At 68.2% G+C, this 15,437-nt stretch carries 20 protein-coding genes; 10 read left to right on the top strand and 10 right to left on the bottom strand.

Translation table 11 applies throughout. The annotated features are described in order from the left end of the window. Positions 1 to 2: 2 nt before the first annotated feature. Positions 3 to 680, top strand: a complete 678-nt coding sequence (locus tag LRS12_RS09230) for a hypothetical protein (protein ID WP_257844332.1) — start codon at positions 3 to 5, stop codon at positions 678 to 680. A gap of 73 nt (positions 681 to 753) precedes the next feature. Here the strand turns inward: LRS12_RS09230 and LRS12_RS09235 are convergent, their stop codons facing one another. Then, entirely contained in the window at positions 754 to 1,305 is a 552-nt protein-coding gene (locus LRS12_RS09235) for a CAP domain-containing protein (protein ID WP_257844333.1), read from the bottom strand. A 39-nt stretch (positions 1,306 to 1,344) separates the two neighbouring features. Here LRS12_RS09235 and hemW point away from each other — a divergent pair, with 39 nt between their 5' ends. Beyond that, positions 1,345 to 2,484 (top strand): radical SAM family heme chaperone HemW, encoded by a 1,140-nt coding sequence (gene hemW, locus LRS12_RS09240; RefSeq protein WP_257844334.1) that lies wholly within the window; start codon positions 1,345 to 1,347, stop codon positions 2,482 to 2,484. Positions 2,485 to 2,619: 135 nt separating this feature from the next. On the opposite strand, the gene LRS12_RS09245 is transcribed toward hemW, so the two are convergent. Then, complete coding sequence (locus LRS12_RS09245; RefSeq protein WP_257844335.1) at positions 2,620 to 3,819, bottom strand: penicillin-binding protein activator; 1,200 nt, start codon at positions 3,817 to 3,819, stop codon at positions 2,620 to 2,622. Positions 3,820 to 3,830: 11 nt separating this feature from the next. Here LRS12_RS09245 and rsmI point away from each other — a divergent pair, with 11 nt between their 5' ends. From rsmI to LRS12_RS09265, 4 genes are all read left to right on the top strand, one after another. Beyond that, the gene (gene rsmI / locus LRS12_RS09250; RefSeq protein WP_257844336.1) at positions 3,831 to 4,664 is read left to right on the top strand and encodes a 16S rRNA (cytidine(1402)-2'-O)-methyltransferase; all 834 of its coding nucleotides are present in this window, start codon (positions 3,831 to 3,833) and stop codon (positions 4,662 to 4,664) included. Continuing rightward, positions 4,661 to 5,014 carry a YraN family protein gene (locus tag LRS12_RS09255; protein ID WP_257844337.1) on the top strand — a complete coding sequence of 118 codons (354 nt, stop codon included), beginning with the start codon at positions 4,661 to 4,663 and terminating at the stop codon, positions 5,012 to 5,014. The genes rsmI and LRS12_RS09255 overlap by 4 nt, the downstream gene beginning before the upstream one ends. A gap of 67 nt (positions 5,015 to 5,081) precedes the next feature. Then, a complete protein-coding gene (gene gshB / locus LRS12_RS09260) occupies positions 5,082 to 6,155 on the top strand; it encodes a glutathione synthase (protein ID WP_257844338.1) in 1,074 nt (357 codons plus the stop codon). Continuing rightward, complete coding sequence (locus LRS12_RS09265) at positions 6,152 to 6,754, top strand: DedA family protein (RefSeq protein ID WP_257844339.1); 603 nt, start codon at positions 6,152 to 6,154, stop codon at positions 6,752 to 6,754. Before gshB ends, LRS12_RS09265 begins: the two co-directional genes overlap by 4 nt. On the opposite strand, the gene gloB is transcribed toward LRS12_RS09265, so the two are convergent. The 6 genes from gloB to LRS12_RS09295 are packed head-to-tail and all read right to left on the bottom strand — an operon-like array spanning position 6,751 to position 10,553. Beyond that, on the bottom strand, positions 6,751 to 7,479 hold the full coding sequence (gloB, locus tag LRS12_RS09270; RefSeq protein ID WP_257844340.1) for a hydroxyacylglutathione hydrolase: 729 nt from the start codon (positions 7,477 to 7,479) through the stop codon (positions 6,751 to 6,753). The two genes, LRS12_RS09265 and gloB, sit on opposite strands and share 4 nt — an antisense overlap. After that, positions 7,421 to 7,693, bottom strand: a complete 273-nt coding sequence (locus LRS12_RS09275; protein WP_257844341.1) for a hypothetical protein — start codon at positions 7,691 to 7,693, stop codon at positions 7,421 to 7,423. The genes gloB and LRS12_RS09275 overlap by 59 nt, the downstream gene beginning before the upstream one ends. Before the next feature lie 17 nt (positions 7,694 to 7,710). Continuing rightward, positions 7,711 to 8,565 (bottom strand): nitronate monooxygenase family protein, encoded by an 855-nt coding sequence (locus tag LRS12_RS09280; RefSeq protein WP_257844342.1) that lies wholly within the window; start codon positions 8,563 to 8,565, stop codon positions 7,711 to 7,713. A 7-nt stretch (positions 8,566 to 8,572) separates the two neighbouring features. After that, the gene (locus LRS12_RS09285; protein WP_257844343.1) at positions 8,573 to 9,037 is read right to left on the bottom strand and encodes a VOC family protein; all 465 of its coding nucleotides are present in this window, start codon (positions 9,035 to 9,037) and stop codon (positions 8,573 to 8,575) included. Between the two features lie 53 nt (positions 9,038 to 9,090). Beyond that, the gene (locus LRS12_RS09290) at positions 9,091 to 9,831 is read right to left on the bottom strand and encodes a hypothetical protein (protein WP_257844344.1); all 741 of its coding nucleotides are present in this window, start codon (positions 9,829 to 9,831) and stop codon (positions 9,091 to 9,093) included. Beyond that, positions 9,831 to 10,553: an alpha/beta fold hydrolase gene (locus LRS12_RS09295; RefSeq protein ID WP_257844345.1), complete on the bottom strand. Its 723-nt coding sequence runs from the start codon at positions 10,551 to 10,553 to the stop codon at positions 9,831 to 9,833. The genes LRS12_RS09290 and LRS12_RS09295 overlap by 1 nt, the downstream gene beginning before the upstream one ends. A 73-nt stretch (positions 10,554 to 10,626) precedes the next feature. Between LRS12_RS09295 and LRS12_RS09300 the strand changes: the two genes are divergently transcribed. Continuing rightward, positions 10,627 to 11,520 (top strand): tyrosine recombinase XerC, encoded by an 894-nt coding sequence (locus LRS12_RS09300; RefSeq protein ID WP_257844346.1) that lies wholly within the window; start codon positions 10,627 to 10,629, stop codon positions 11,518 to 11,520. A gap of 61 nt (positions 11,521 to 11,581) precedes the next feature. Further along, on the top strand, positions 11,582 to 12,166 hold the full coding sequence (locus LRS12_RS09305) for a superoxide dismutase family protein (RefSeq protein ID WP_257844347.1): 585 nt from the start codon (positions 11,582 to 11,584) through the stop codon (positions 12,164 to 12,166). 85 nt (positions 12,167 to 12,251) lie between these two features. On the opposite strand, the gene thpR is transcribed toward LRS12_RS09305, so the two are convergent. Continuing rightward, positions 12,252 to 12,788, bottom strand: coding sequence for an RNA 2',3'-cyclic phosphodiesterase (gene thpR, locus LRS12_RS09310; RefSeq protein WP_257844348.1), 537 nt, complete (start codon positions 12,786 to 12,788; stop codon positions 12,252 to 12,254). 130 nt (positions 12,789 to 12,918) lie between these two features. Here thpR and LRS12_RS09315 point away from each other — a divergent pair, with 130 nt between their 5' ends. Continuing rightward, positions 12,919 to 13,665, top strand: a complete 747-nt coding sequence (locus tag LRS12_RS09315) for a Bax inhibitor-1/YccA family protein (RefSeq protein ID WP_257844349.1) — start codon at positions 12,919 to 12,921, stop codon at positions 13,663 to 13,665. A gap of 141 nt (positions 13,666 to 13,806) precedes the next feature. Next, complete coding sequence (locus LRS12_RS09320) at positions 13,807 to 14,043, top strand: hypothetical protein (protein WP_257844350.1); 237 nt, start codon at positions 13,807 to 13,809, stop codon at positions 14,041 to 14,043. 60 nt (positions 14,044 to 14,103) lie between these two features. On the opposite strand, the gene LRS12_RS09325 is transcribed toward LRS12_RS09320, so the two are convergent. Further along, a complete protein-coding gene (locus LRS12_RS09325; RefSeq protein WP_257844351.1) occupies positions 14,104 to 15,417 on the bottom strand; it encodes an amidohydrolase in 1,314 nt (437 codons plus the stop codon). Positions 15,418 to 15,437: the final 20 nt, after the last annotated feature.

Below are 15,437 nucleotides of genomic sequence, written 5' to 3' on the forward strand. Positions count from 1 at the left end.
GAATGGCGACCTTTGTCCACCTGACCAGTCACCGCAATCTGCCCGGTATCCGGCGCGGGGGGATCGCCTTCGTCAAGAAGGACGGGTGGCGCGCCGATCGCATCTATGCGCTGCCGGTGACGCGCGAGTTCAACATCGCGCATCAATGGCTGCGCGAGCTGCGGCGGATGGGCGGCGGGACGATCGCGGGGGTCTATTTCCGGATCCCCGATGACGAGATGGTCGAGGTGTCGCATTTCAACGGTACCCCCGTGGCGATGCGCGCGGCGGAGGCGGTAGCGTTGATGCTGGCCGCCGAGCAGCGCGATCCGGCTGCGGCGCGGGTGACGGACAAGGCGTCGAAGGCGGTGCAGCGTGGGCGGGCGCTGCCGTCCTCGCCCGAGGGCTTCCAGGTGACGATCGCGCGGCCGATCGCACGGAGCGAAATTCTGCGCTTCAAGATGCTGCCGCAGGTGACGGGGTGGCGCTACATGCCCGGCGCGAATGGTGCGCCGCCATGCGGGTGCGTGTGCTGCCTCAAGGGCAGTTTCGGTATCCGCAAGCTGGAGCGGCGGCTGGAGGGCGACGAGGCGGCGGGGCGGAAGGCGAAATTCTACCTGTTCGGGCGCGAGGAAGCTTCGTTCGCGCGGGTGGAGCGGTTGAAGGCGCGAGCCACCAAATCATCGTCACCCCGGGCTTGACCCGGGGCCCCGCTTCTTCATCCGTTGGGCAAGGCAGCTGGGCCCCGGGTCAAGCCCGGGGTGACGAAGTTGGTTAAGGCAACGCGACCTGTCCCATCACATTCCCCGCGGGGGAATAGCGGCACACCAGCACATCCTCGCGTGCGTTGCTGGCCAGTGCGCAGCCGACTCGGGTGGTGCGCGACCAGACGATCTGGGCATAGTGGCCGGCATCGACGAAGCGACCGGTGCGGCTGATATTGGGGATCGGGCGGTTGAGATAGTCGCGCCTTTCCGCGACCCAATGTCCGGCCATCTCTTCGTAACGATAGGCGCTGCGGGTGCCTTTCCACAGATTTTCCCCCTGTGCAGCGGGGCCGCGCGGTTGCCTTGAATGTTCGAACGCGCCGCGACGGGCGAGGTCGCGTGCATAGGTGGCGGCGTCACGCGCAAGCCCTTCGTCCCAGCTTAGCGGCGGTACGCGCACAGCGGCGCGTGCGGCGTTGTGGGTGTCGAGCATCGCGGTGCGCAGCCGGTCGGCTCCGCGCGGGGCGGGCGCCATCGACTCCCGGCGTTCGACGAATCGCTTGGGTTCTTCGGCCTGGGGCGAGCAGGCGGCGAGGATCAGCAGGGGGAACAGCAGCATCTTTCGTGAGACCTCAATCCGGCGCATAGCGCGCGCCAGATGAACGCTTCCCAACCGAGTGATGCCGAACCGCTGGCGCTCTATGTCCACTGGCCGTTCTGCGTGTCCAAATGCCCTTATTGCGATTTCAACAGCCATGTCCGCGAGGTGGTGGACCAGGATGCGTGGCGCAAGGCGCTGCTCGCCGACCTGGCGCACGAGGCGGCGTTGCTGCCCGGGCGGCGGCTGGGATCGATCTTCTTCGGCGGGGGCACGCCGTCGCTGATGCCGCCCGAAACGGTCGCGGCGGTGATCGACGCGGCGGTCGCGGCATGGACGCCGCAGGGCGATCTGGAAGTGACGCTGGAGGCCAATCCGTCATCGGTCGAGGCGGCGCGGTTCGCCGATCTGGCTGCGGCGGGGGTGAACCGTGTGTCGCTGGGGTTGCAGGCGCTGGACGATGAAGCGCTGGGCTTTCTGGGGCGGGCGCATGGCGTGGCCGAGGGGCTGGGGGCGCTGGCGACGGCGCAGCGGCATTTCGGACGGGTGAGTTTCGACCTGATCTATGCGCGGCCGGGGCAGACGGTGGCGGACTGGGAGACGGAACTTCGCCAAGCGCTCAGCTTCGGGACCGAGCATCTGTCGCTGTATCAGCTGACGATCGAGCCGGGGACGCGCTTTGCGACGCTCGCGGCGAAGGGCGATCTGGTGATCCCCGACGCCGATGCGGCGGCCGATCTGTGGGACGTCACGCAGGCGTTGACCGGCGCGGCGGGGCTGCCGCTGTACGAGGTGTCGAACCATGCGCGGCGCGGGGCGGAGAGCCGGCATAACCTCAGCTACTGGCGCTATACCGATTATGCCGGGGTCGGGCCGGGAGCCCATGGGCGGCGGACGGGGCAGGCGACCACGCGCCACAAGAAGCCGGAGAACTGGCTGAACGCGGTGGCGCGCAACGGGCATGGGATGCAGGAGGAGGTTGCGCTGACGAAGGCCGAACGCGCGACCGAGGCGCTGGTGATGGGGCTAAGGCTGGCCGAGGGCGTCGACCTGGCGCGGATCGGGGCGGGGTTTGTCGATCTGGATGCGGTGGAGCGACTGGCGGCACATGGGCTGATCGTGCGCGAGGGCGATCGGCTGCGGGTTACCGATGCGGGGATGCCGGTACTGGAGGGGATATTGCGGGAGGTGGTTCGGTAAACCCTCCCCGGAACGGGGGAGGTGGCAGCGCGCAGCGCTGACGGAGGGGGCCCGAGGCAACGGATGCGCTTGCCTCGGGCCCCCTCCACCATGCTGCGCATGGTCCCCCTCCCCGTTCCGGGGAGGATTTTTGACTTACCGCCCGAAACCCTGCGGTGCGGGGGACACCGTGACGGTGGTGCCACCGCGAATCTCCTGCACCTCCAGCGCGCGTTCGGCGACGCCGTCGCGGCCGAAGCGGAACGCGCCGTCGATGCCGCCAAAGCCGCCGCTGTCGCCCAGGCGATCGGTCGGAAAGGCGTCGCCGGGGCGCCAGTCGCGGGCGATGCGGACGGTGAGCAGCACCGCGTCATAGCCGAGCGTCGACAGGCGATAGGGTGCCGCGCCGAAGCGCGCCCGATATTTGGCGGCATAGGTGCGGTAGAGCGTGTCGGAGACGCTGGCGAACCAGCTGCCGGTCAGGGGCGTCATCCCGCCAATGCCCGAATCGCTGTTCCACAATTCGGTGCCGAGCACCTTTGCGCTGGCATTGGCGCGGCGGATGCCGGGGATCGCGGTGACCGCGCCGCTGGCGCTGTCGGCGATCAGCACCGCCTGGAATGGCGAGCGAGCGAGGCGGGCGATCGCGGCGTTCATCGCCGGTGCGCCGCGGTTGTAGGTTTCGAGCGCGGTGACCTTGCCGCCCGCACCCTCGACCGCGCGGAGGAAGGCGGTGCTGGCGCGGTCGCCATAGAGGCCGGTCGGCATCAGGCCGGCAAAGTCGGTGACGCCGCTGCGCCGGGCATAATCGACCACGCGCTCGATCGACTGGGCGGGGGCATAGCCCATGACATAGGTGCCGTTGCCGGCGACGCTGGTGTCGTTCGAGAAGGCGAGCACCGGTACCCCGGCGCGGCGGGCGAGCGGCGCGATGGCGCGCGCGTCCTCGGACAGGAGCGGACCGAGGATCAGCTTGTTGCCGTCGGCCAGCGCGCGGGTCGCTGCGGCGGTCGCGCCGAGTGCGGTATCGTAGGTCGTGATGCGGACATTGTCCGCCTTGAGATCGAGGATCGCAAGCTGGGTCGCATTGGCGAGGCTGCGGCCGATCCCGGCATTGGTGCCCGACAGCGGGACGAGCAGGGCGACGCGGTGCCGTTCGGTATCCGCCTCGGGCAGACCGGGGCGGATCGGCGGCGGGGTGGTCGGGCGGACCGGCGTGGTCGGTCCCGGCCGCACCGGCTCCGGCGGCGGGGCTGAGGGGCGGACGCAGGCCGACAGCGCGAGCGCCGCGCCGATGACGATCCCCCGGACGATGGTCGCGATGCCCGGTTGGCGTTTCAGTCCTGCCTCTGCCATGACGTTCCCCAATGACTTCTGTTCTTCAGCCCGGCCTCTACATCGTCGCGACGCCGATCGGCAATCTCGGCGATCTTTCCCCGCGTGCGGCTGAAATACTCCTGAACGCCGATGTGGTTGCAGTCGAGGACTCGCGTGTGACAGCGGGGTTGTTCCGGCATCTGGGTGCGAAGCGACCGATGACGCCATATCACGACCACAATGCCGAGGCGGTGCGGCCGGGGCTGGTGGCGCGGATGGAGCGTGAGGCGGTGGCGTTGGTGTCGGACGCGGGGACGCCGTTGATCTCCGACCCCGGATACAAATTGGTGCGCGACGCGCGTGCGGCGGGGCATGCAGTGGTGACGATTCCCGGGCCGTGCGCGGGGATCGCGGCGCTGACGCTGGCCGGACTGCCGACCGACCGGTTTCTGTTCATGGGATTTTTGCCGAGCAAGCAGCAGGCGCGGGCGGAGGCGATTGCCGAAGTGTCGGGGGTGCGCGCGACCCTGGTCTTCTACGAAAGCGGGCCGCGGCTGTCGGCCGCGCTGGCGGCACTGGCCGAGGGGCTGGGGGATCGCGAGGCGGCGGTGGCGCGCGAGATCACCAAGAAGTTCGAGGAATGCGTGACGGGATCGCTGACCGAATTGTCGGCGCGCTATGCCGAGGGCGGGCCGAAGGGCGAGATCGTGGTCGTGGTCGCCCCGCCGGGCGAGGCGACTCCGGCGAGCGCGGAGGATGCGGATGCGGCGCTGGCCGAGGCGCTGACGCGGCTGCCGGTGTCGAAGGCGGCGGGCGAGGTGGCCAAGCGGCTGGGGCTGGATCGCAAGGCACTGTATGCGCGGGCGATGGAGCTCAAGGGGTGAGAGACCGCCGCGCTGCCGAGCAATCGGGCCGCGACGGGGAGACGCGCGCCGCGTGGTATTTGCGGTTGCGGGGGTGGCGGATCCTCGACCGGCGGGTGCGGACGCCGGCGGGGGAGGTCGACCTGGTGGCGAAGCGCGGACGGCTGGTGGCGTTCGTCGAGGTGAAGGCGCGCAAGACGGCGTCAGAACTCGATTTCGCGATCGACGAGCGGCGGCTCGCGCGGGTCGCGGCGGCCGCGGAGTATCTGATGCCGCGCTATGCAGCGAACGGCGAGGATATCCGGGTCGATGTGCTGCTTCTCGCGCCGGGCGTGCGGCCGCGCCATATCGAGAATGCCTGGATTGGTTAGAGGGGATCGGGTGACATTCGCCCACCGGCTCCCTACTTGCGGCGTTGAAGCCGACAAAGGACCGCGAATGCCCCTCACCGTCGCCGTGCAGATGGACCCGCTTGCCTCGATCAATATCGCGGGCGATTCGACCTTTGCGCTGATGCTGTCGGCGCAGGCGCGCGGGCATCGGCTGTTCCACTATGCGCCCGAAGCGCTGAACTATGCCGATGGGCGGGTGTGGGCGAAGGCGCACCCGGTGACGGTGCAGCGGGTCGCGGGGAATCATTTCGAGTTCGGTGAGCCGGTGTCGCTCGATCTGGGCGAAGAGGTCGATGTCGTGCTGATGCGACAGGATCCGCCGTTCGACCTCGGCTATATCACCGCGACGCATCTGCTCGAGCGGATTTCCGACAAGACTTTGGTGGTCAACGATCCCGCCAGCGTGCGCAATGCGCCCGAGAAGGTCTGGGTGCTCGATTTCGCGCGCTTCATGCCGCCGACCTTGATTACGCGCGACTATGACGAGGCGAAGGCGTTTCTGGCGAAGCATGGCGCGATCGTGGTCAAGCCGCTGCATGGCAATGGCGGCAAGGCGATCTTCAAGATCGACGCCGACGGCGCGAACCTGTCGTCGCTGATCGAGGTGTTCAACACCGCCTATCGCGAGCCGCATATGGTGCAGGCGTTCCTTCCCGATGTGGCGAAGGGCGACAAGCGCATCGTGCTGGTCGATGGCGAGGTGGCGGGCGCGGTCAACCGCGTGCCGGGCGAGGGCGAAATCCGGTCGAACCTGGCGGTCGGCGGGACCGCAGCGAAGACCGAACTGACCGCGAAGGAAGCCGAGATTTGCGCGGCGCTGGGGCCGGAGCTCAAACGGCGCGGTCTGATCTTTGTCGGGATCGACGTGATCGGCGGCGAATGGCTGACCGAGATCAACGTGACGTCGCCGACGGGGATCGTGGCGATCGACCGGTTCAACGGGACCGATACCGCCGCGATGATCTGGGACGCGATTGAGCGTCGGGTGGCGCATCTCCCCTCCCGCTTGCGGGAGGGGGTCGGGGGAGGGCCTGTAACCTCCTGCGTTTCGCCTTTGGACAGACCCTCCCCTAGCCCCTCCCGCAAGCGGGAGGGGGACTTGAGCGTTATCCCCTTATGACCGAGTTCATCCTCAACCTGATCGCCTGGGGCGGCTATGTCGGGATCTTCATCCTGATGACGCTCGAGAATGTGTTTCCGCCGATCCCGTCCGAGGTCATCATGGGCTTTGGCGGGATGGCGGTGGCGCGCGGCGACATGGACATGACGCCGTTGCTGATCGTCGCGACGCTGGGGACGACGCTGGGCAACATGTTCTGGTACGGCGTGGGGCGCTGGATCGGGATTGAGCGCATCCGGCCGTTCGTCGAGCGGCACGGGCGCTGGCTGACGCTGACCTGGGAAGATGTCGAGAAGCTCGACCGCTTCTTTAACCGGCACGGGCTGTGGGTGGTGTTCGTGTTCCGCTTCTTTCCCACCTTCCGCACGATGATCTCGCTGCCCGCAGGGATGGCAAAGATGGGGATTCCGCGCTTTCTGGCGGCGACATTCATCGGCAGCGCGATCTGGAACGCCGTGCTGGCCTATGCCGGGCTGCTGCTGGGGTCGCAGTTCCAGCAGCTGCAGGTTTATGTCGGTCCGGTCGCGATCGGCACCTCTGTGGTGGCGGCGGCAATCTGGGCCTATCGCGTCGTGACCTGGAACCGGCGGACGCGCTAGCCGCGAAAGCTGTCCTTCGCCGCACGGCGTTCGGCCAGCTCTTCCACGGATGATGCACGCATGAAGGGGTTGGTCGCCCGTTCAAGCGCGATGCTGGTCGGGACGGTGGGGAGGCCCTGCGCGCGCATCGCATCGACCTCAGCCATCCGCGCGATCAGCGCCGCATTGTCCGGCTCCGCGACCAGCGCATAGCGGCCGTTGGACTGGGTATATTCATGCGCGCAATAGACCGTCGTGTCGCCCGGGAGCGCGGCGAGCCGCTGCATATTGGCGAACATCTGCGCCGCTGTTCCTTCGAACAGACGGCCACAGCCCATTGCGAACAAGGTATCGCCGACGAAGACGATCTCCGCCTCGGGCAGGTGGTAGGCGATATGGCCGGCGGTGTGGGCGGGGACGTCGATCACCTCCGCCTGGAACGTGCCGAGCATCACCATGTCGCCCTCTGCCACCAGCCGGTCGGCGGTGGGGATCTTCGCGGATTCGGCGGCGGGGGCGATCACGGTGCAGCCGGTGGCGGCCTTGATCGCGGCGTTGCCGCCGGTGTGGTCGGGGTGCCAGTGGGTGTTCCAGATCGCGGTGATCGTCCAGCCCCGCGCGGCTGCCCCTTCCAGCACCGGGTCGGCGGCGGCGGGGTCGACGACGATGGTTTCGCCCGAGGCCGGGTCATGCGCCATCCAGATATAGTTGTCGCTTAACGCTGGGATGCGGACCACTTCGATCATCGGACTCTCCTAGCAGTTCGAAAAGTTCCCGCGCCAGCCGTTCGGTGAGCGCCTGTGCGCCTTCGGGAGGCTCGCCGGGGAGCGGGGCGCCGAGCGACGCGGCCTGTCCGGTCCAGAGCGGGGAATAGTCGCCACGCCCGTCCGCCTCGGCCATGCGGCGCAGTTCGGCGAGCGCGGCGGAGGCATAGGGGAAGCGCGGGGCGGCAGGATGCACCGGCCCGATTTCGTCGATCAGCGCGTTGCGTATCCCGCGCGCGAGTCCGCCGGAGAAGAGGTTGGTGACGACCGTCTCGCCGCTGCGCAGCGCTGCGCGATGGGCGGGGAGATCGTCGCCTCGGCCGTGTGAAGATAGGCGGTGCCGAGCTGGACTGCGCCTGCGCCCAACTGAAGTACTGCTGCGATACCCGCCGCATCCGCGATGCCTCCCGCAGCGATCGCAGGAACGAGCGGCAGATCGGCATCGAGCGCGACCTGCCGTACCAGCGCCAGCGTCCCCTCGGGGCGGTAGCCGTCGAGGAAATGGCCGGCATGGCCACCGGCTTCGAACCCCTGCGCGATGACCAGATCGACCTGATCGGTCAGGGCGCGGGCCTCGGCGCGCGTGGTGGCGTTACCGACAATCAGCGCGCCAGCGCGGCGGACCCGATCCAGCAGGGCGGGTTCCGGGAGACCGAAATGGAAGCTGACGATCTCGGGCCGCACTTCCTCGACCACGCGGCACATCGCATCGTCGAACGGCGTGCGCAGCGGAGGCGGGGTTTCGGGCGGGCCGACGCCTTCCTTGTCATAGAAGGGCTGGAGCAGCGCGCGCCACGCGCTCTCATTGGGCGGGTCGCCGAGCACGTGGCAGAAGAAGTTGAGGTTGAGCGGGCCGTCCGCCTGCGCGCGCACCTGCGCCACTTGCTCGTGCACCTGATCCGGCGTCAGCATCGCGCAGGGGAGCGACCCGACCGCGCCGCCGCGGATCGCGGCAGCGGCGAGCGCGACTCCGCCAGCGCCCGCCATCGGTGCCTGGATGATCGGTACTTGCGCACCGGTCAGCCTGAAAAATTCCCGGACGGGCCAGCCATGAAGGATGCCCGTCATCGGTAGCTCACCACACCCCGGTGTTCGGCATCGACGCCCAGGGTTCGGCGGGTTCGAGATGGCCGGCCTGCAGCAGCTCGACCGAGATGCCGTCGGGGCTGCGCACGAACGCCATATGGCCGTCGCGCGGCGGGCGGTTGATGGTGACGCCGGCGTCCATCAGTCGCTGGCACGTCTCGTAGATATTCTCGGCCCGATAGGCGAGGTGGCCGAAATTACGACCGCCGGTGTAGACCTCGGGCGGGCTGCCGTCCTCGGGCGGCCAGTTATAGGTGAGTTCCACCTCGGCGCGCGGGCGGCCATCGGCTTCGGACGTGTCGGCTTCGATATCGCCCGGCGCGGCCATGAAGATCAGCGTGAAGCGACCCTTCTCGCTCTCCATCCGCCGGGTCTCCTTCAGGCCGAGGAGTTCGAAGAAGCGGATCGAGGCTTCGGGATCGGTCACCCGGATCATGGTGTGGAGGTAATGCATGGGACTTCCCTGTCGCTGGTTCGCGCCAGAGATAGGGATGCGGGGCCTGGTTTCTATTCCTGCTCGGCAAATTGTTGGAGCGCGGCGCGCGCAGATGCGCCGATCGGGCTGTCCGGAGCGAGTTGCGCGGCGCGGGTCCAGGCGGCCTTTGCCCCCGCCTCGTCGCGCGCGACTGCGGCGATATTCCCCGCCTCCAGCTGGACCGAGGCATCGTCGCCGGCCATCTCCAGCGCCCTGGCGATATGGTCGCGGGCGAGCGGGATATTGCCGGTGCGGCGCGCGAGATTGGCGGAGAGCAGCCAGGCCATCGGGTCCTTCGCGGCATGGACCAGCGCCTTGTCGAGATCGCCGCGCGCGCCGGCAAGGTCGCCCGATGCGACGAGGGCGCGGGCGCGGTCGAGGTGCGCCTCGCCGCGTTCCAGTCCTTCGAGTGTGCCGGTCGCCAGCGCTGCATCGAGCGCGGAGCGCGCCTTGGCGGCCTCGCCCGCAGCGAGCCAGGCATTGCCCGCCTGAGCCCAATATTTCGACGCCCGGCGGTCGCGCGCGACTTCGGCCTCGCGCGCGGCGGTTTCGAACGCGCCGCCAGCGCTGACCCAGCGCTGTTGCCGGGTATAGGCCATCCCGCGGCATTGCTCGGCGAGGAAACGCCCCCCCGACAGCCGCCAGCGATCCGCCTCGGCGATGCCCTGCACGGGATTGTCCACGGCGAGTTCGACGCAGCGTTCCCAGCGCTGCTCCTCGGGCGAGGGTGGTCCGGCGACAGTCTGGGCGGCGGAAGCGAGGAGCAGGAACATCATGGCGTAGCGAGTAGATCCTCAAGGGTGCGCAGGATCAGGGCAATGTCCTGCGGGCGCGACAGGCGGTGGTCGCCGTCCTTGACCAGAATTGTCTGCACATCGTCTGAACGGAGGAGACCGGCGAGGGTGACGCTGCGTTCCCACGGGACGTCGGGGTCGCGCTGGCCGTGGATCAGCCGGGCGGGGATGGACAGGTCGATGGGGCCATGCATCAGCCGGTTCGCCTCGCCCGACGACCAGAAGGCGCGGGTAGTGATCGTCGGTTCCGGAGCATATTCGGAGGGCTGTTCGAGGCGCCCTTCATTGAGCAGCGTCATCTTCTGCGCCTGGGTGAACCCCCAGTCGGTGAAATCGGGGGCGGCGGCGATGCCGACCAGCCCGACGACGCGGTCGGGCCGTGCCCTGGCGACGAGCAGCATGATCCACCCGCCCATCGACGACCCGACCAGGATGATCGGTCCATCGATCAGGCGGTCGATAAGCAGCAGCACATCGTCGCGCCAGCTGGCGAGCGTCTGATCCTCGAACGCGCCTTCGCTGTCGCCACATCCGGCATAGTCGAAGCGGAGGAAGGCGCGGCCGGTGGATTGCGCCCATGCCTCGATCGCCACCGCCTTGCTCCCGCTCATGTCGGAGGCATAGCCCGGCAGGAAGACGATGGTCGGCCCGGTGCCGGGGCTGTGGTGAAAGGCGAGGCGGTGGCCGGCGGCGTTGATCATGGGGAGGGTCTTAGGGACAAAATCGCGCCGATTGAACCATGACGCGCGACGCGGGGGCGGTTAGGTTGCCGTGATGGACGACAAGCCATTGCCTTTGCTGTTCGGTGCGCATCTCGCGCGGGATCGGCGGCGGTCGGCGCATACGGTGCGGGCCTATGAGGCGACGGCGGTGCGGTTGATGACGTTTCTGTCGGGGCATTGGGGCGGGGCGGTGGATCGCGCGGGGCTGGCCAAGGTGAGCGCCGCCGACCTGCGCGCCTATCTGGCGCATCGCCGCACTGACGGGATCGGCAATGCCAGCGCCGCGCGGGAGCTGTCGGCGGTGCGCGCGTTTCTGAGCTTTGCGGCGGGCGCGGAGGCGGAGCTGCCCCGGCTGCGCGGGCCGCGGGTGCGCAAGGGGGTGCCGCGCCCGGTTTCGCCCGACGAGGCGGTGGCGCTGGCCGAGGAAGTCGCGGACGAGGCGCGCGAGCCGTGGATCGCGGCGCGCGACTTGGCGGTGCTGCTGCTGCTCTATGGCGCGGGACTTCGAATTGGCGAGGCGATGGGGCTGACGGGCGCGGCGCTCCCGCTTGGCGAGACGCTGCGCGTCACGGGCAAGCGCGACAAGGTGCGGATCGTGCCGCTATTGCCGCAGGTGCGCGCGGCGGTGGAGGATTATGTGCGACTCTGCCCCTATGGGACCGCGAGCGCCGCGCCGCTGTTCCGCGGTGCGCGGGGCGGGCCGCTCGATCCGGCGCTGGTGCGGCGCGCGGTGCGCGCGGCGCGGGTGCGGCTGGGGCTGCCCGAACGCACCACGCCGCACGCGCTGCGCCACAGCTTTGCGACGCATCTGCTCGGGCGTGGAGCGGACCTGCGCGCCTTGCAGGAACTGCTCGGCCATGCCAGCCTGAGCTCGACGCAAATCTACACGGCGGTCGATGCCGCGCATCTGCTCGACGTCTACCGTAACGCCCATCCGCGGGCGTGAAGCGGAACCCTTTACCCGCTCGCTCATTGGCGACGCGAGCCTTTGCAACAGGAGACCAAGGATGATCCGGACCGGCTGCGCGATTGCCGCGCTGATGCTGACCGCTGCGTGCGGCGGCGCGGAGACGACCAACACCGCAATGCCCGCAAACGACACGATGATGTCGGGCAATGAAGTGCTGCCGGTCGAAAATGGCAGCGCCACCGCCGAGAGCGCCACCGCGACGCTGACCAAGGCGGACGGCAGCGCGGCGGGCAGCGCGGTGGCGACCACCACCGCCGATGGACTGGCGGTCACCGTGTCGGTCACCGGGATCACGCCGGGCGAGCATGGCGTGCATGTCCATATGACCGGAAAATGCGATGCGCCGGGATTCACCACTGCGGGCGGCCACTGGAATCCTGAGTCGACCCAGCACGGCCTCGACAATCCGCAGGGCGCGCATGCCGGCGACATGCCGAACCTGACCGTCGCGGACGACGGCAGCGGCACGCTGAGCTTCACGCTGCGCTCGGGCACGATGGCGCAGCTGCTCGATGCCGATGGCTCGGCGTTCGTGGTCCATGCCGGCAAGGACGACCAGAAAACCGATCCGTCGGGCGACAGCGGCGACCGCGTCGCATGCGGCGTGTTCGCGGCGGGGTAACGGGCCGGTGCTCCTGCTCAGGCAGGAGCACCGGGGTTGCGACGCCAATCGCATGTGACTCTGGGCTCCTGCCTGCGCAGGAGCTCTAGGCGGTCAGCGCGTAGCGCTCGACCGGTTCGTAGCTCGCGCCCCCATGGCCGAGGCGGCTTTCGTAGAGGGCCATGTGATCGACGGTGAACTCCGGGCTGGTCAGCGCGGCGTGGCGGGCGAGAAAGCCGTCGACCGGTCCCGCCGATCCGGCGAGGCGGGCGAGCGTGATGTGCGGGACATAGGCGCGGTGCTCGGGTTCGAGGCCGATGCGGATCATCGCGCGGTCGATCTTCTTGTGCAGGGTCGCGAGCGCATCGCGCGGGGCGACCCCGGCCCAGAGCGCATTGGGACGCCCCTTGGTGTCGAATGTGCCGCAGCCGTCGAGCCGGAGCGGGGGAAGGTCGAACCGGATCGCCGACAGCGCGGTTGCGACGTCCTCGGCGGTGCGGCGATCGACTTCGCCGATATAGCGCAGCGTGATGTGGAGCTGGTCGTCGCCCTGCCAGCGCGCGCCCTCGACCCCATCCATCAGGTCGGTGAGGCGGTCACGAATCGCGGGTGGCGGGCGCAATGCGACGAACAGACGGTGCATCGCGCGGGCATTAACCCATTTCGTCAGACGCCGCGATGCCGGTTTTCCTTGAATCTCGTCGGCAGAACCATGATATTCGATAACATCCGGGCGGCCGATCATCTGAGACCGCCGGGCAAAGGAGTTTGAGATGGCTAACTGGTCTGACCCCCAAACGACCGCCGCGCCGTACGCGACGGCCGCAGGTACGCGCGATGCCGCGTATGATGCGGGGCTGCGGTCCTACATGCTTTCGGTCTACAACTATATGGCCTCGGGCGTGCTGCTCAGCGGCATCGTCGCGCTCATGTTCGCATGGGGCGGCGAGCAGTCGATGGCCTATTCGGTCTTTGCCAATGGCGGGCCGCTCGCCTGGCTGATCATCCTGTCGCCGCTGGCGATCGTGTTCGCAATGAGCTTCGGCCAGAACAAGATGTCGACCGGCACGCTGCAGGTTCTGTTCTGGAGCTTCGCGGTGCTGATGGGCCTGTCGCTCTCGACGCTGCTGCTGCGCTACACCGGCACGTCGGTCGCGCAGGCGTTCTTCGCGACGGCGGCGGGTTTTGTGGGCCTCAGCCTCTATGGCTATACCACCAAGCGTGACCTGACCGGGTTCGGCAGCTTCCTGATCGTCGGCCTGATCGGCATCATCGTCGCGTCGATCATCAACATCTTTACCCAGTCGAGCATGATGGCGCTGATCATCAGCATCGCGGGTGTGCTGATCTTCGCGGGCCTGACCGCCTATGACACGCAGCGGATCAAGAGCATGTACGCCTATGTCGCGGGCACCGACATGGTCGGCAAGGTCGTGATCATGAGCGCGCTGAGCCTGTATCTGGACTTCATCAACATGTTCCAGTTCATCCTCAGCATCTTCGGCACGTCGCGCGACTGATCGCTGCGACAGGCTTGGGAAATCGGGAAGGCCCGGCCAGCGATGGCCGGGCCTTTCTGCGTTGCGCCATCAGCGTTTCGGAGGCGGAACGCGAATCGCCCGGCGCGCGTTTTCGACGTCCACCCCTTTGGGAGCAGGACAATGGAAGACGACAAGAAGCGCGGTGACGCCGGGACCGACGAGAGTATCGCCGAACGGCTCGAGAAGAATCCGGAGAGCAAACAGGCGCGGCTCGATCGCGCGCTGGATGAATCGATGGATGCTTCGGACCCGCCTGCGACGACGCAGCCGGTGCATTCGCACCATGCGCCACCCTCGACTGGCTATGATGCCGAGAAGGAGGCGGAGCTGGCCAAGAAGAAGGCCGAGGCGGAATAGCGCTAGTTACGGAGCGATTCAGATTTGGCTCTGGGCTCCTGCCTTCGCAGGAGCGCCGGGTCAGCGTTTCATCACATCCAGCGCCGCTGCGGTCATTGCTTCCGCAGCGGTGCCGACCACCTTTTCGGCATCGGGCGCCCATTTCGGGCTGTGGAGCGAAGGGAGACCTGCGCCGCCATTGGCCTGCGCCTTGTCCCATGCGTCCTGCGGGACGCCGCCCACCCAGTAGATCACGCTCTGCACAGAAGGATCGGCGATCGCGTAGCGGCCGAAGTCCTCGCCCGCCATGGTCGGGGCGATGTCCTGAACGCGGTCCTCGCCGAAGCGGGTCGTGAACAGCGTCCTGAGCTGGCCCGCGAAGCCGGGGCTGCTGACCGCCGGCGGCGTGAAGGGTTCGCGTATCGTCACCACCGGCATCCGGTCCTCGGGCACGCCCGCCGCGATTGCCTCGCCCTTGGCGATCCGCGCGATGCCGTCGAGCAATTGCTTGCGCACCTGCGGCGTATAGGCGCGGACGGTGAGCAGGAGCAGTGCCTGATCCGGAATGATGTTGTGCCGCGTCCCGCCCTGAAAGCTGCCGACCGTGACCACGGCGGAATCGAGCGGGTCGATCTCACGCGCGACCAAAGTCTGGAGCGCGGAGACGATTCGCGCGCCGAGGACGATCGGATCCTTGGTCGTCGCGGGATAGGCACCATGACCGCCGACGCCCCTCACCACGATATCGACCGAATCGACGCTGGCGAAGGTCGGGCCGCTGCGGATGCCGATCGTGCCTGCGGGCAGCGCGGCGCTGTTGTGGAAGGCAATCGCGTGGGTCGGCTTGGGGAAGCGGGTGTAGAGCCCGTCCTTGAGCATCGCGAGCGCGCCTGCGCTGCTCTCCTCGGCCGGCTGGGCGATCATCACCAAAGTCCCACGCCACTGGTCCTTCATCGCGGCCAGATTGCGCAACGTCCCGACCCATGCGGTCATGTGCGTGTCGTGGGCGCAGGCGTGCATCACGCCGCTCTCGACCCCCTCCGGGGTGCGCGTGCGGACCTTCGATGCGAAAGGCAGCCCGGTTTCCTCGGTGACCGGAAGCCCGTCCATGTCGGCGCGGATCATCACCACTGGCCCGTCGCCATTCTTCAGGACAGCAACGACGCCGGTCCCGCCGACCTGTTCGGTGACGGTGTAGCCCGCCTTGCGCGCCTCGGCGGCGAGCTTGGCGGCTGTCTTCACCTCAGCAAGGCTGATCTCGGGATTGGCATGCAGGTCGCGGTAGAGCGCCATCAGCGACGGTAACTCGCGTGCCGTAGCATCCCGCACGCTGTCGGCGGCGGCGGGAAGGGCGAGCGCGAAGGTCGCGGTTGCGGTGGCGAGGAACGTCTTCATGGCGATACCCTAACCCGGCA

This window comes from Sphingomonas sp. J344, assembly GCF_024700005.1.
Taxonomy (GTDB): domain Bacteria; phylum Pseudomonadota; class Alphaproteobacteria; order Sphingomonadales; family Sphingomonadaceae; genus Sphingomonas.